The 13,981-nt window shown below is 50.7% G+C and carries 15 protein-coding genes and 3 pseudogenes; 11 read left to right on the plus strand and 7 right to left on the minus strand.

The genetic code is table 11. From position 1 onward, the window contains the following. Positions 1-746 (minus strand): annotated as a pseudogene (locus tag AP057_RS14415) (IS66-like element ISGst1 family transposase); the annotation flags it as partial. A gap of 698 nt (positions 747-1,444) precedes the next feature. Between AP057_RS14415 and AP057_RS16725 the strand changes: the two are divergent. From AP057_RS16725 to AP057_RS14420, 3 genes and pseudogenes are all read left to right on the plus strand, one after another. After that, positions 1,445-1,708 (plus strand): annotated as a pseudogene (locus AP057_RS16725) (transposase); the annotation flags it as partial. A gap of 191 nt (positions 1,709-1,899) precedes the next feature. Continuing rightward, a pseudogene (locus AP057_RS16730) lies at positions 1,900-1,995 on the plus strand (FMN-dependent NADH-azoreductase); the annotation flags it as partial. Positions 1,996-2,169: 174 nt separating this feature from the next. Then, the gene (locus AP057_RS14420; RefSeq protein WP_055359071.1) at positions 2,170-4,080 is read left to right on the plus strand and encodes a SpoIIE family protein phosphatase; all 1,911 of its coding nucleotides are present in this window, start codon (positions 2,170-2,172) and stop codon (positions 4,078-4,080) included. Positions 4,081-4,117: 37 nt separating this feature from the next. Here AP057_RS14420 and AP057_RS14425 read toward each other — a convergent pair whose 3' ends face one another. From AP057_RS14425 to AP057_RS14435, 3 genes are read right to left on the minus strand one after another with little or no spacing between them, the layout of a single operon-like run. Beyond that, the gene (locus AP057_RS14425) at positions 4,118-4,891 is read right to left on the minus strand and encodes a sigma-70 family RNA polymerase sigma factor (protein WP_033011024.1); all 774 of its coding nucleotides are present in this window, start codon (positions 4,889-4,891) and stop codon (positions 4,118-4,120) included. Next, a complete protein-coding gene (gene rsbW, locus AP057_RS14430) occupies positions 4,851-5,339 on the minus strand; it encodes an anti-sigma B factor RsbW (RefSeq protein WP_033015409.1) in 489 nt (162 codons plus the stop codon). Before rsbW ends, AP057_RS14425 begins: the two co-directional genes overlap by 41 nt. A gap of 31 nt (positions 5,340-5,370) precedes the next feature. Next, complete coding sequence (locus tag AP057_RS14435; protein ID WP_235468592.1) at positions 5,371-5,685, minus strand: STAS domain-containing protein; 315 nt, start codon at positions 5,683-5,685, stop codon at positions 5,371-5,373. 150 nt (positions 5,686-5,835) lie between these two features. Between AP057_RS14435 and AP057_RS17325 the strand changes: the two genes are divergently transcribed. The 4 genes from AP057_RS17325 to AP057_RS14450 all read left to right on the plus strand — a co-directional run bounded on the left by AP057_RS17325 (position 5,836) and on the right by AP057_RS14450 (position 7,719). After that, the gene (locus AP057_RS17325) at positions 5,836-5,991 is read left to right on the plus strand and encodes a hypothetical protein (protein WP_158225554.1); all 156 of its coding nucleotides are present in this window, start codon (positions 5,836-5,838) and stop codon (positions 5,989-5,991) included. A gap of 82 nt (positions 5,992-6,073) precedes the next feature. Next, positions 6,074-6,763 (plus strand): uracil-DNA glycosylase, encoded by a 690-nt coding sequence (locus AP057_RS14440; RefSeq protein ID WP_011232888.1) that lies wholly within the window; start codon positions 6,074-6,076, stop codon positions 6,761-6,763. 18 nt (positions 6,764-6,781) lie between these two features. Continuing rightward, the gene (locus tag AP057_RS14445) at positions 6,782-7,081 is read left to right on the plus strand and encodes a YwdI family protein (RefSeq protein ID WP_011232887.1); all 300 of its coding nucleotides are present in this window, start codon (positions 6,782-6,784) and stop codon (positions 7,079-7,081) included. A 266-nt stretch (positions 7,082-7,347) separates the two neighbouring features. Next, a complete protein-coding gene (locus AP057_RS14450; protein ID WP_015376087.1) occupies positions 7,348-7,719 on the plus strand; it encodes a DUF423 domain-containing protein in 372 nt (123 codons plus the stop codon). 195 nt (positions 7,720-7,914) lie between these two features. On the opposite strand, the gene gerQ is transcribed toward AP057_RS14450, so the two are convergent. The 3 genes from gerQ to hemQ all read right to left on the minus strand — a co-directional run bounded on the left by gerQ (position 7,915) and on the right by hemQ (position 9,916). Further along, the gene (gene gerQ / locus AP057_RS14455) at positions 7,915-8,499 is read right to left on the minus strand and encodes a spore coat protein GerQ (RefSeq protein ID WP_055359059.1); all 585 of its coding nucleotides are present in this window, start codon (positions 8,497-8,499) and stop codon (positions 7,915-7,917) included. A gap of 18 nt (positions 8,500-8,517) precedes the next feature. Continuing rightward, positions 8,518-8,964 (minus strand): cell wall hydrolase, encoded by a 447-nt coding sequence (locus AP057_RS14460; RefSeq protein WP_033015418.1) that lies wholly within the window; start codon positions 8,962-8,964, stop codon positions 8,518-8,520. 205 nt (positions 8,965-9,169) lie between these two features. Beyond that, positions 9,170-9,916 carry a hydrogen peroxide-dependent heme synthase gene (gene hemQ, locus AP057_RS14465; RefSeq protein ID WP_055359060.1) on the minus strand — a complete coding sequence of 249 codons (747 nt, stop codon included), beginning with the start codon at positions 9,914-9,916 and terminating at the stop codon, positions 9,170-9,172. A 257-nt stretch (positions 9,917-10,173) separates the two neighbouring features. Here hemQ and pta point away from each other — a divergent pair, with 257 nt between their 5' ends. The 4 genes from pta (at position 10,174) to AP057_RS16735 (ending at position 13,903) form a co-directional block, all read left to right on the plus strand. Continuing rightward, complete coding sequence (gene pta / locus AP057_RS14470) at positions 10,174-11,154, plus strand: phosphate acetyltransferase (protein ID WP_055359061.1); 981 nt, start codon at positions 10,174-10,176, stop codon at positions 11,152-11,154. 306 nt (positions 11,155-11,460) lie between these two features. Beyond that, on the plus strand, positions 11,461-12,426 hold the full coding sequence (locus tag AP057_RS14475) for a transposase (protein WP_055359062.1): 966 nt from the start codon (positions 11,461-11,463) through the stop codon (positions 12,424-12,426). 80 nt (positions 12,427-12,506) lie between these two features. Then, a complete protein-coding gene (locus AP057_RS14480; protein WP_015375695.1) occupies positions 12,507-13,640 on the plus strand; it encodes an IS4-like element IS5377 family transposase in 1,134 nt (377 codons plus the stop codon). A 65-nt stretch (positions 13,641-13,705) separates the two neighbouring features. Next, the gene (locus AP057_RS16735; protein WP_235468596.1) at positions 13,706-13,903 is read left to right on the plus strand and encodes a transposase; all 198 of its coding nucleotides are present in this window, start codon (positions 13,706-13,708) and stop codon (positions 13,901-13,903) included. Positions 13,904-13,981: the final 78 nt, after the last annotated feature.

The raw sequence follows: 13,981 nt of genomic DNA on the forward strand, positions 1-13,981 counted from the left end.
TCGACATGCAGGATGTTGGATTCAAGTAAGGCGTCTTCGATGATGTCCATATTTGATTCCAGCGCTTCGCGTCCTCGTTTCACCATATTGGCAAGRGTTCCTGTACTAATCGAGTGTTGATATAACGCTTCGATTGTATCACTTAAACGCTTGTACGGGATCAATTGGATATGATGTAAATAAACAACGAGCGCCGTGAGCCGTGGACCGTATTGCACATGATTCGTGACATGGGATGGGAATTCGGCTTGTTGCACGCATCGACAATGTGGACACGATTTCACTTCACGTTCATGTTGTGTCACCTCGATCGCCACAGGAGGGACATCAAACACTTGACGGATATCGACTTTGAACGGTTTGACTTCACGCAAAGAAGCTCCACATCCTTGACACGTATGCACACGGTGGACGACACGATGATGTGGATGTTCCACTTGACGGAGCGTCTTCCCCTCATGTCCCTCTTGCCCACCAGGCTTTTTGCCAGACGGCTCGCGGGAGGAACGCTTTTTCTCAAAACGGTCAGAAGATGGGGGCAAATGGCTATTGGAGCTGTTTTTTTTCGTGCGTGCTTCCAGCTCTTGAACACGGTACTTCAGTTGTTCATTTTCTTTGCGTAGCTGTTTGTTTTCTTTCAACAGTTGCTCAATGACTTGTTGCTGGTGAGTAATGAGCTGCTTTTGTTGTTGGACTTTGCCGATTAAGCTCTCAACTGTAAATACAGCTTGTTGTACCGTCAACATGTGATTCACCTCCTTGTCTATCAGTATTCACATCATAGACAAGGAAAGAAGAAAATATTCAGCTCACTTTATGATGTGGCTGAATAGTTACCCTTTTTTATTGGACAAACCAAACAGCCGTGACGTTCATATACGCTGGCGGGGAGCCGTATGGTATAGCCTGATCAATAAAGTCCCTATTTCTTCGTGAGAAATTTTCCTCGATAAATACATAAAACCCCAGCACCGAAGTACTGGGGCAAAAACCATGAATTCCCCGCTGACGGGGTGAAATGGCCTGCGACGCGGCAGGCAACTTATCATTAGGTTATGATTCTCTTGGCGATAATATGCAAAGAGAGGAACCATTTAGGCTCCTCTCCGTTGTCAAAACAAACGAATCCACGTTTTTTCACGTGTGAAATGGTCTGTGACGAGACAGACAACTTATTTTGTACTCTAAGTATAGAAAAAACCTAGGGAAATGTCAATACGTCATAAATACGTCGTCAATATTCTTTGGATGCCATTCATCTAGTTTTACCTTTTTGTCCACTTTGTTTAAACGTAATCGTTCGCGTTGAATAGCATCTGATTCCATTTTATTCCCCCCTTTCCCTTCGTTTTATCTTAATTAGGCGAGAAGACTCCCACTTCAACGAAGCGAAGCGGAGTAAGTGGGAGATGAATCGCCTTAACTATATTTTGCTGAAAATAGGATAGATTCAGTAAAAACTTGTGTCACATCAGACGGCAGATCATTTATCATTGATGGGCGGAGATTAAAAAGTATAAATCAATGGTTTAACAAAGAAAATGCCAGACTTCAAAGCATAAAAGATAAGCAAAAAATCAAAGGCACCACTCGTAAACAGGATGTCAATGGCGCATTAAACATCTTAAAGAAAAGTAAAGCTGTAGACCTGAGTGTCTTATGCTCTAGCGGCGAAGTGGACACGCCTCAAAGAATAAGGATTGCTTGAAGCAGTCAAACTTCTTTGGAAGCCCCCACTTCAAATTTTCGCTAGAAAATTAAGTGGGGGTAGTTCACACCGCCACGCTCATGATTGTATCACATCTTGTCCTTAAAGTTCGGCCACGCTGCAATATTTTTTTGCGCTATACATTCCCATTATTTTGTCGTTGCAGGATATCTCCCATCACCAATAGAATGGTATTTGTCGAAGGGCATGCGGCGGTGCCGGAAAAGGCGGAAGAAATCAAAGCGAACGCCATCGCCCGGGCGAAAGACTTGGCGCACACGTTTTAACGGGAGAACGGGTATTGCGCGGAAAATGGCCGCAAACTTGGCCTGGGAGCCTCTTCATCCGGAGAGGCTCCTTTTTTATTGGACAAACCAAACGGCCGTGACGTTCATATACGCTGGCGGGGAGCCGTATGGTATAATAAGCCATATAGAATGAAGAGTGGAGGTTCCTCGTTGGTGAAGGAATACGAACGATATCGCCTGGTGCGTCTGCACAGCGCGATGGCCGTGCTGGCGGCCGGAATGTTTGGCTTGCTTCTGTTTGCGGCCGGCCGGTTGCCTGTTTCGCCCGGATTCTATCATTCTATTCATCTTGCTTTAGGGCTTGCCGCCGTTGTCGTCTGTTGGCTTGTCGCCGTGCAAGGATGGTCTGTGTTTCCGCATACGTTGTCAATGGAGCGGCTGATGATGGGGGCGCTGTTTTTCTCCTCAGGCTTGTTGTTTTCGCTGCATGTTGTCTTGTCTTTTGCATCTGATGGTGTGGAAGCGTCCCCTTTTTCGCTCTCGGCCCGATTGACGCTTGCCTGGGGGCTTCTTTTTCTGTTTTCGCGCCGCGATGAGGTGATGGAACGGCAAAGCGGGCAACGCTGGCAGGCGTTTTTGGCCGCGTTTTTGTATACGGCGGCTGTTAGTTTGTTCATCCACATCACGTCCCCGTTTTGGCCGGCGCATGGGACGAGCCGCTGGCCGTTTTGGTGGCGCGCAGGGGAAGGAGCGGTCGGTTTGCTTGATGCAGCGGCGGCCGTGTTCGCATGGCGGCGTTTTCGGCAAGGGAGGGCTCCCGCTTCCCTATACTGGTCTATGGCGCTTCTATTATTTGCCCTCGGCCAATGGCTGCTTATGCTTGGCGGCGGCCATGCGCTATGGGGGCAGCTGTATGAAATGGCCGGATTTTTGTATGTCGTGCGTGCAATGTACGTCGAGACGGTCGAAAAACCGTACGTGGAGCTGAAACAGCACAAACAGCAGCTGGAAATGATGGCGAACGCCCTTGGCGAGGGATTGATGATGTTAAACCGCGACGGCCGGATCGTATGGATGAACCCGGAAGCGGGCCGTTTGCTTGGCCTTGATCCGGAGGAAGCGAAAGGGAAGCCGCTGTTTTCCTTTGTCTCGCTCGCCGGGCCAGACGGCGACAAGTGGGACTGGAAGCGGCTGCGCCGTGTTGTCAAACAGCTGAAAAGCGGCGAGGTGATTCGCGTCGAGGAGGAGCCGTTTCGCCGCCATGACGGCGTGTGCCTGCCGGTCGGCTACACGCTGGCGCCGGTGATGGAAAACGGTGCGCTGACAGGGCTTGTCGCCGTTTTGCGCGACATGACGGAGAAAAAAGAGAAAGAGCGGCTTGAGCGTGAACGCGAACAACTCGACTTTGAACTGTCGCTTGCCGCGAATATGCAACGGGCGCTTTTGCAGACATCGTCGAAGGCGGATTTGCCTTCGTACGTCGACATCAGCGTCCTCAGCGTCCCTGCCCGAGTGTTGAGCGGCGATTTCTACCACTTTGCCGTCCATCAAACATCGGTCTCAGCTTGCATTGCCGATGTATCGGGAAAAGGGATTCCAGCGGCAATGCTCATGACGCTGATGAAATTTATTCTGGACCGGACCGTTCATTACGGAACGCAGCCGCACGTGTATCTTGACCTGCTGAACCGATTCGCCTACGACTACACCGAGCCGTCGATGTTTGTCACGATGTTTGTCGGCAATTACAACGAAAAGACGCATACGTTCTCGTACGCGTGCGCTGGGCACGAACCGGCGCTTTGGTACCGGGCGAAAACGAAACAATGCGTGCCGCTTCACGCGAAAGGGTGCGCGCTCGGGTTGTTTCCGCAATTTTCGTTTGAGACGAAGTCGGTAGTGCTCGAGCCGGGTGATTTTGTGCTGCTGTACACCGATGGGGTGACCGAAAAACGCGGCGAAGAGGCGGACGATGATTTTTCCGTCCTCGCCTCGATGGTTGCCCGCGTCAATTTGGACCAGCCGGCAGCGCAAATCGTCCGCGATTTGTACGAGCATATCAAGGCGTACCACCAATACGAACAAAAAGACGACCAGACGTTGTTGTTGCTCCGCCGCCGCTGATGCCGCCCTAGCCGGCCGGCGGCGGCGTTTTTGGCTGTTACGACGGGTAGGCAGCGGCCAGCTGCCGTTTCAGCTTTTCGATCGCCCGCTTTTGAATGCGGCTGATTGTCATTTGCGAGACGCCAAGCCGTTCAGCGAGCGACCGTTGCGTCTCGCCGCGGCGGAAGACGGCGTCGATGACGATTTGTTCTTGCTCGCTCAGTTTGCCGATCGCCTGCTCTAAATCCATTCGCTCGATCAGCGACTCGATTTCGTTCGCTTCATCCGCGACGAATTCACCGATCGTCGTCGCATCCTTTTCCCCGTCTTGCACCGGGGCGTCGAGCGAAATCGCCTGGTAATGGTCGCGGCCGGCTAAAATCTCGATCGTCTCTTCCACCGATAAGCCTAAATGGGCGGCAATTTCATCTATGTTCGGCGACCGCTCGAGCTTGACGGTCAGTTCGTCGATGGCTTGCTGCACTTTGCTTCCTTTCTCTTTCACCCGGCGCGGCACTTGGATATACCACGCTTTGTCGCGCAAATAGTTTTTCATATAGCCGATCAAGCTTTTCATCGCATACGATTCAAAGTTTGTTCCTTGGTTCGGGTCGTAATGGTCAAGAAGGCGCAAAAACGACAGCCGGCCGACTTGAAACAAGTCTTCGTAAAAATCAGGGCGGCTGCGCGCCATTTTTTTCGCTGCGGCCGCAATGAGCGGCTCAAAACGCACGAGCAACGCTGTCGCCGCTTCTTCCGTCTTCGTTTGTTGATAGGCGGAAATAAGGGCGTCAAGCTTGCTCTTGGACAGAGGAGGGGGATATACAGTCATGGGCATGCTCTCCTTCGCCGTGAAGGCGGAATTTCGTCAGGCGGACTTCCGTTCCGCCTTTGGTCGTGACGCGGACGTCATCCATGAGCGCTTCCATTAAAAAGAGGCCGAGGCCGCCGACTTTCACATCTTGGAGTGGCTTGCCGGACAGCGACGCCGCCTGTTTGATCGCCCGTTTGTAGTCAAACCCTTTTCCCTCATCTTTAATGACGATGGAAAGCGCATCGGCGCTCATCTTAAAACGGAGGTGAATATCGCCGCTTCTTCCGTTGTAGGCGTGAAGCACGACGTTGTTGCACGCTTCGGAGACGGCGACTTTCATATCTTCGATTTCTTCATAGGAAAATCCCATTTTGGTAGCCAGCCCGTATAACGTCAAACGCACGATGTCAAGAAACTGTGCATCGGCTGGAATCGACAGCTGTACGATCGTTTCGTGCTCTTTCATGATTGGCCTCCGATCCTTTCTGACGCATCGTTCATTTCGGAAAAAAGTAGGATACTCCAGTTAAATCGAACAGACGCCGCACTTTCGTCGGCACGTTTTCAATGGCAAACGGCGCCCCGAGTTGATGCCGCGTTTTTAACAGCGCTACAAACATGCCGATCCCGGTGCTGTCAATATACGTTAAATCTTCGAGACGAAGAACGAGCGGTTTGGACGCATCGCCGGCGAGCGGTTCGACGGTGTGTTGAAATTGCTCGGCTGCCGCCAGGTCCAGTTCGCCTTTTATGTATACAACGTGCCGATCCGGCTGTTCGTCATGAACAAGACGGAATTGTTTCTGATCCATTTCTTTCACCCCACTGTGCGTTTGATGGATATCCCGGTGTTGCGTTGGCGCCGACGGCTTAGCTTGTCCGGCCTTTGGCGTTTACGCTTTCTATACCCATATTTTATACTTGTTGAAACAGGGAATGTCGAATGAAAAGGGGACATGATGATGGAAAGATGGAAACAATGGGCGAAGAGAATAAAAAAGGAGATTTTTGTCCTCTATTCCGCCTGCCGCGACCGGCGTGTTCCGGTTTGGCTGCGGCAGGGGATTGGCGCATTTCCTGTTGGGGAAACAGGTTTCGCTATGGTTGCCTCAATCTGAACATTCACTTCGCTTTGACGCTGGTGTCTTTTGGGCTACAATGATAAAAGGGAAAAAGCCGATGGCAAAGGAGTTGCTCGCAATGCCGATTCTCAAAAACGACTGGGCTCCGCTGCTTGAAGAGGAGTTTCAAAAGCCGTACTACTTAAAGCTGCGCGAGTTTTTAAAAGAGGAGTACCGGACGCGGACGATCTATCCCGATATGCACGATATTTTCAACGCCCTTCATTATACACCGTATGCAAACGTCAAAGTCGTGCTGCTCGGGCAAGATCCGTACCACGGCCCGGGACAGGCGCACGGGCTTAGTTTTTCCGTCAAGCCGGGCGTACCGGTGCCGCCGTCCTTAGCGAACATTTTTAAAGAGCTGCATGACGACCTTGGCTGCTATATACCAGATAACGGCTATCTCGTCAAATGGGCCGAGCAAGGGGTGCTGTTGTTAAACACGGTGTTGACGGTCCGCCGCGGCCAGGCGAACTCCCATCGCGGCAAAGGGTGGGAATATTTCACCGACCGCGTCATTGAGCTCGTCAACGAAAAAGACGATCCGGTCGTCTTTTTGCTTTGGGGCCGGAACGCGCAAGAGAAAAAAGAACGGATTACGAATCCGCGCCATCTGATTATTGAAGCGCCGCACCCGAGCCCGTTTTCCGCCGCGCGCGGCTTTTTCGGCCATCGCCCGTTTTCGCGGACGAACGCGTTTTTAACCAAGCACGGACGCGAACCGATCGATTGGCAAATCGAGAACATCGGCGCCCGCGCTGAATGAAGAAAGGGGGAAGATATCATGACGATCTCTTTGGCGGCGGTTGTCGCCAAAATGGAAGACGAATTGCGCAAGGCAAAGGCGGCCCATGACCCGCAGCGGATGCGTGAACATGTCGCTGCCATTCGCGTTTTATGCGATTTGATGCTGGAAACGACAGGCCAGCCGCAGCCGTCCGTTCCGTCTGTCTCGACAGAGTCGCTTGCCGTCGGCGGGCCGATTTCGGTTGCTGGCGGGCTTTCGCTTGGGGGTGTTTCTGTCGGAGGACGTTCTCCCGACATTGACGATGAGGCGAACGGGGAGTCGTTGTTGGATTTTTGAGGGGGCAACGAAACACCGTGGAAAACGGTCTTCTCCACGGGGAATGTTGATCAACAGAACTCCGTTGAATCGCTTGCCTTTGTTTGCGCCAAAAAACAAGAAGCGGTTCACCGGCTTGGATGCGGGTCTTGCCGGTGGCGCCCCCGATTGACCGGTTCTGTCGAGTGAAGTGGCTGACATTCATTAGTAATTTGTTGTCGGGGAACATTCCCATTATTATTAATGAATGAGGGAAAACAATCTTTCATTAGAAAGGCGGAACAGTTATGAAAACATTCGTCCTTCTCGGCGCGCTCAATGCGTTTTTAGCCGTCGCATTGGGAGCGTTTGGCGCGCACGGGCTTGAAGGGAAGATTCCGGATCGTTATTTGGAGATTTGGAAAACGGCGGTCCAATATCAGATGTTCCACGCATTAGGGCTGCTTGTTGTCGGATTGCTCGCTGGCAAGGCGCCAAATGTCGGGCTGATCGGTGCGGCGGGCTGGGTGATGTTCGCCGGCATCGTGTTGTTTTCCGGGAGCTTGTACGTATTAAGTGTAACGCAGATTAAGCCGCTTGGCGCGATCACTCCGTTTGGCGGCGTCGCTTTTTTGGTCGCCTGGGTGATGATCGGCTATGCGGCGTTGAAATGGCTGTAAGCGAAGCGCGGGCAAGGTGTACCCCGAACAGGAAATCACGCGCCGTCCCAATCATAGAAGGCACCTTTTTTGTTTCGTTTGCCACCATGATAGACAACTGGGCGTCAGCAACTTGTGATGGACGTCGCATCGGATGAAAAAAAGCAGGCTACCCTGGGGCAGCCTGCTCATCGAACATCGGTTTTTCGCTTGCACTCAGCGCGGCGAATAGGAGGCGAGCGGCGTGGCGGAGGCACCGGCAAACGGATATTCGTAGGCGATTTCTCCTTCAAACGTGACGTAATTGAGGTAAATCATCAGGATCAAATAGCGTGTGCCTGTTTGTGGGTCGCTTAAAATGACATGGTCACGTCCAGCCGCTTCAATGACGCCGCGAAACACCTTGGCATTCCACTCACGGTTGTTTTCAAACGTCGCATAGATAGTGGCGACTTTTCCTTTGTTTAACCGTAAAATGTTTTCAATGTACGATTCTTCAATCGGCAGCATCCCTGGAATCGATGGGCCGGTGGTGGTCGGCATCGGTGTCGGGGCCGTAAACGTCGGCGCCTGCAAACCGAACGTCGGAGCGGCGGCTGTCGCCGGTGTCATCATTGGAGCGGCAGCCGCTTGCGGATAGTAATAATACAGGTATGCCGCCGGATAGTACGGCTGCGGATACGGATAGCCGTATGGATAGGATGCATACGGTTGTTGTCGTTCTTGACCGAACGGCGAATAATAAAATGATTGTTGCTCCTCATCAAGTGGATAAAATTGATTTTCTGGATTGTTCGGCATAAAGAACCCTCCTCAATATTAAGAATAGACACGTGGGCAGTCGGATGGAGTCGGTGCAAAAAAGCAATGCGATTTGTAGCGGCCGACGTTCCACTGGCCAAACCATTGCGGTGGGCACGGTTGACCTTCAGGTGGTTTAAAAAACCAAAGGGCGTTTGTCGCTGGGTGGTAGCGCCAACCGCGGAGCACTTGGCGGGCTAGGCCTATATCCACTTTGCGCGCCTGTTGGTAAAAGTACCCTTTTTGCACCGCCTCAAAGCCGCCCGGGCTTTGAAACACCATTTGCCGGATAGTGCGGATGCCGCGGAAGTCAAGGCAGTCGGCGATGACGCGGTTGACGCCGACGTTGCCGACCATGAGCATCCCAAGCCGCCCGTCTCCTTCCGCTTCGGCTCGCATGAGCCGAGCCAACAACTTCACTTCCTCTTCTGTGTGGGCTACAATGGAGGGAGCGATCTGACCCATATCGTCACCTCAGTCGTTGTGAATTTCGACAGTAATAGGCTATTGATGGAACAGGAAAATGGTGACACACGAATAGAATGTTTCTGAAGAGATTTTCTGTTTTTATGTGTATGGAGCGGTCAGGCCGCATATGACAGAAAAGCGGGATGATTGTCCAAAAAGCAGCGAAAACGAAGCAAAGCCCCGTATCGTTCGGGGCTTTGCTTCATACATGGAGGAAAGAAGGTACCTTTTCCACTGGCAGCCGGGTGCCGACGAAAAATGAACCAAACTCGCCAAAGCGGGCGCTCACTTCATCAAAGCGCATTTCATAGACGAGCTTTTTGAACTGGAGTGCATCATCTGAAAACAAGGTGACGCCCCATTCAAAATCATCCAAGCCGACGGAGCCAGTGATGATTTGCGTCACTTTGCCGGCGTATTTTCGGCCGGTCATGCCGTGGGCGCGCATGAGTTCGCGCCGCTGTTCCATCGACAACATGTACCAGTTGTCGTTGCCTTGGCGCCGCTTGTCCATCGGATAGAAGCAAATGTAGTTCGTTTTCGGCAAAATTGGATACAAACGGCGGCGCACCTCTGGAATTTGGTACGGATCTTCGCTGCCGGACGCCAAGTAGTTGCTCAACTCCACGACCGAAACGTACGAATACGCAGGTAATAAATAGTCGGCGAGTTTCGTTTTGTTAAGCGCTGTTTCGATTTCATGCAGCTCATCCAGCGTCGGCCGCAAAATCATGAACAAAATATCGGCTTTTTGCCCGACGATCGTGTAGACGGCATGGCTTCCTTGCTTCTCGCTTTCCGTCGTCTCCCATTGGTCGACAAGCGCTAAAAACTCACTGATCGCTGCCTCGCGCTCTTTGTTTGGAAGTGTTTTCCACGCGCTCCAGTCGATCGTGCGGAAATCGTGCAAACAATACCAACCGTCCAACGTTTGGGCCGCTTCGCTCATCATCGTCACTCCTTTATTCAATCAATTGTACAGTACCACTATATCATAGTTTGGCCAAAAAAGCGGCTATCAGCGCATCAAAGTGGAAGTAGACTGAATTGTAGCAAAAGTTGAATTATTTGTTGTAAAGGCTTACCTGCGTTGCATTTCTGGCGAGAAGCGGTATGCTTAATAGTGGAAATGGCTTGTGGATGCCGAAATGAGCCGGGCGTGCCTTAACCGGGGCGGGCTGGCCCTAGCATAAGGAGGATTGGATCGTGACAACCGATTTATTTACGGCATTAAAAGCGAAAGTAACCGGTACGGGTCGAAAAATCGTGTTTCCCGAGGGAACCGATGACCGCATCTTAACGGCGGCGAGCCGTTTGGCGACGGAGCAAGTGCTTCAGCCGATCGTCCTTGGCGATGAGCAAGCGATAAGGGTGAAAGCAGCTGCGCTTGGCTTGCCGCTTGAAGGGGTGGAGATTGTCAACCCGCGCCGCTACGGCGGGTTTGATGAGCTAGTTTCGGCGTTTGTGGAGCGGCGCAAAGGGAAAGTGACAGAAGAAACGGCGCGCGAGTTGCTTTTCGATGAAAACTATTTCGGTACGATGCTCGTTTATACGGGAGCGGCCGACGGCCTCGTCAGCGGGGCGGCACATTCGACGGCGGATACGGTCCGACCAGCCTTGCAAATCATTAAAACGAAGCCAGGCGTTGGCAAAACGTCCGGCGTGTTCATCATGGTGCGCGGCGACGAAAAATATGTGTTTGCCGATTGCGCCATCAACATTGCTCCTAACAGTCAAGATTTGGCTGAAATCGCGGTCGAGAGCGCCCGGACGGCCAAAATGTTCGGCCTTAAGCCGCGCGTAGCGCTGTTAAGCTTTTCCACGAAAGGGTCGGCCTCGTCGCCGGAGACGGAAAAAGTCGTTGAGGCGGTGCGGTTGGCGAAAGAAATGGCGCCGGATCTGATCCTTGACGGTGAGTTTCAATTTGACGCCGCGTTTGTGCCAGAGGTGGCGAAAAAGAAAGCGCCGGACTCGGTCATTCAAGGGGACGCAAATGTCTTTATTTTCCCGAGCCTTGAGGCGGGCAACATCGGCTACAAAATCGCCCAGCGCCTTGGCGGCTTTGAAGCGGTCGGCCCGATTTTGCAAGGGCTGAACAAGCCGGTCAACGACCTATCGCGCGGCTGCAGCGCCGAAGACGCCTACAAGCTCGCGCTCATCACCGCGGCGCAGTCGCTTGGGGAGTAAAGAGGCGGCGAACTGAGCAAGAGGAGTCGGAACCGGTTCGTTTTGCCAAAGAATGGGCGATCTCTTGTTTCATGCATGGATTCGTGTCAAAGAAGGCGGCTGGCTGCTGTTTAGCCGCTTTCTTTTTTAACAACCCATACGCCGCAAGTCCCCCGCCTCTAAGCGAAGCGTAGGCGGGGGATACGCGGCGTCCTTTTTTTACTTTTGATCAAAAAAAGTAAAAAAATGGGAGAATCGATGAAAAAAGAATATAGATTTTCGATTATTCATATTTATATTTTATATTATAAGTAAGGAGGTGAAAGGATGTATCGAACGGTCAAAATACCTTTTCAAACATCAAAAAAAGATATCGATCGATTATTCGAATGCAACCGAATATCGGCTCAAATTTGGAATGACTGTTTAGTCATTGCCAAAAACTATGCATTAAAGAATAATGGAAAATGGATCAACCAAACCGAACTTCAAAAACAAACGAAGGGCAAATACCCGATCCATAGCCAAAGCATTCAAGCCGTATGCCATAAATATTTGAACGCCAGAGACAGCGCCAAAAAAGCCAAACAAAAAGGGCTAGATAACAAATATCCGTACAAACAGAAAAAATATTTCAACACGAAATGGGCAAATAACGGATTTATCATTCACCCAAATGGGACCATTGAACTGAAAATGGGTCGCTGGGAAAGAAAAAACCAACCTCCTATTGTAGTGAAAATCGATAAAGAACAAATTCCAAACGGCACTGTCAAAGAAATCGAACTCATTTTTGATGCGAAACATTGGAAACTCATGCTTTGCCTCAGTTATGAAAACGGTGAACAACCAACTACTAAAAAAGAAGGAACTATCGCTGCCGGTGATCCTGGCGAAATTCACGCCATTAGTGCCGTCAGCGAAAACGGAAGCAGCATCATCATCACCGGTAGAAAAATAAGAAGCATTCATCGCCTTCGAAATAAAAAAATAGCAGAACTGCAAAAAAAGATGTCCAAATGTAAAAAAGGTTCGCGTAAATGGAAAAAATATAACCGCGCGAAGCAATATATTTTATCGAAAAGCGAAGCGCAATTAAAAGACTGCTTGCATAAAACGACCAAACAATTGGTCGATTGGTGTTTGGAACAAAACGTCAAACATTTCATGATAGGCGATGTCGAAGGCGTCCAGCGCAACAAAAAGAAAAAGCGATCCAAATTGGTGAACCAAAAATTATCGAACTGGTGTTTTGGCAAACTCTACGACTCAGGCGTGTTGATTATCCAATAAAATCCAAAGGGTATAGAAAAAAGAGCACCTTTCCTGTAGAATGTGAGTAACGACACAAACAAACCCAGGAGGTGCTCTCTATGAACAAGCATACCACACTCCCGAATTTGATGCAAAAACTTGTTTCGGATGAAGAGATTCAACTGATTGCCGAAGCGGTTGGGTATCGTGATTCGTCTCGAACCTTTACGTTGCGCGAGTTGATTCACTTCTTCCTGCTGGCCGCCATGCATCAATGGAAAAGCTTTCGCCACGGAGCCGATGTGGGGCCTCTGTATGGATTGCCGCGATTCCATTATTCCACAGTATCCAAGAAAGCGAAAGAAGTTCCCTATGACATCATGAAACGCTTGTTGGCGTTGATCATTTCCAAGTGCAACCGCCAAACCCGCCGCTCGCTTCGGTTTCCCAAACCGCTTCGGGTGGTGGATTCGACGACCGTCACGGTCGGGAAAAACCGCCTGCCATGGGCGCCATATCACGGCGAACGCGCCGGAGTGAAGCTGCACGTCGCGTATTCGCCGGAATCCTCGCTGCCGGCAGACGTGGTGGAAACCATCGGACTGCGTCATGATGGCCCGGTGGGAGAACAGTTGACGAACGCTCAACAAGTGCTCGTGGAAGACCGGGCGTATTTCAAAATCGAACGCCTCGATCGATTTGTGGAGCAGCATCAGCTCTTTGTCATTCGAATGAAGGACAACATCGAACTTCATCAGAAAAAAAGCTTGAAACGCCTTTCCAGCACATCCTCATCGGTTCAAGCCGACTTCACGTGCCAGTTGGGGACGAAACAATGCCGCTCCACCAAGCGTCACCGGGTAGTGATCTTTCGAGATGCGAATGGCCGCGACATTCGGGTCGTGACGAACCTCTTCCATGCGTCTGCGGAAACCATTGCCGACATGTACCAACAACGTTGGACTGTTGAGGTCTTTTTCCGTTGGGTGAAGCAATATCTGAATGTCCCGACCTTGTTTGGCACGACGGAAAATGCGGTATACAACCAACTGTTTGCGGCGTTCATCGCGTATGTGTTGCTGCGATGGCTGTATGATCAAACCAAAAAACAGACGAACGTCTCTCTTTCCTTCATTTCGTTCGTTCGCCGTTTTTTCTCTGGGCAGCTTCCTCTCGATTGGAAATCCGGGATGGCCGCTGCTTTGTTTGAGTATGCCCAAATTTATGGAAGGCGTATGTATAATTTTGGATAATCAACACTCGTGTCTACGACTATTTGAAATACAAACTAGAAGCCAAAGGCATCACTTTTGAAAAAGTGGATGAATCGTATACCACGCAAACATGTCCTGTTTGCGGGAAGAAGAAAAAACCTTCTTCTAGAAATTTTATTTGTGCTTGTGGTTATTCTCAGCATCGGGATGTCCATTCGGCATGCAATATTCTTACAAAACACTTATATGGAGAATTCCGACCGATGAAAATAACGAACCACAAGTATCTACGGATCGCGTAAGCGAGAAGTAGTAGATGGTGAGTTCCCACCCTTCATGCTTTGGCATGATGTTGCTTGCTATTTCTTTCTGTTGTGTTT

It is taken from the genome of Geobacillus sp. Sah69 (assembly GCF_001414205.1).
Classification (GTDB): domain Bacteria; phylum Bacillota; class Bacilli; order Bacillales; family Anoxybacillaceae; genus Geobacillus; species Geobacillus stearothermophilus.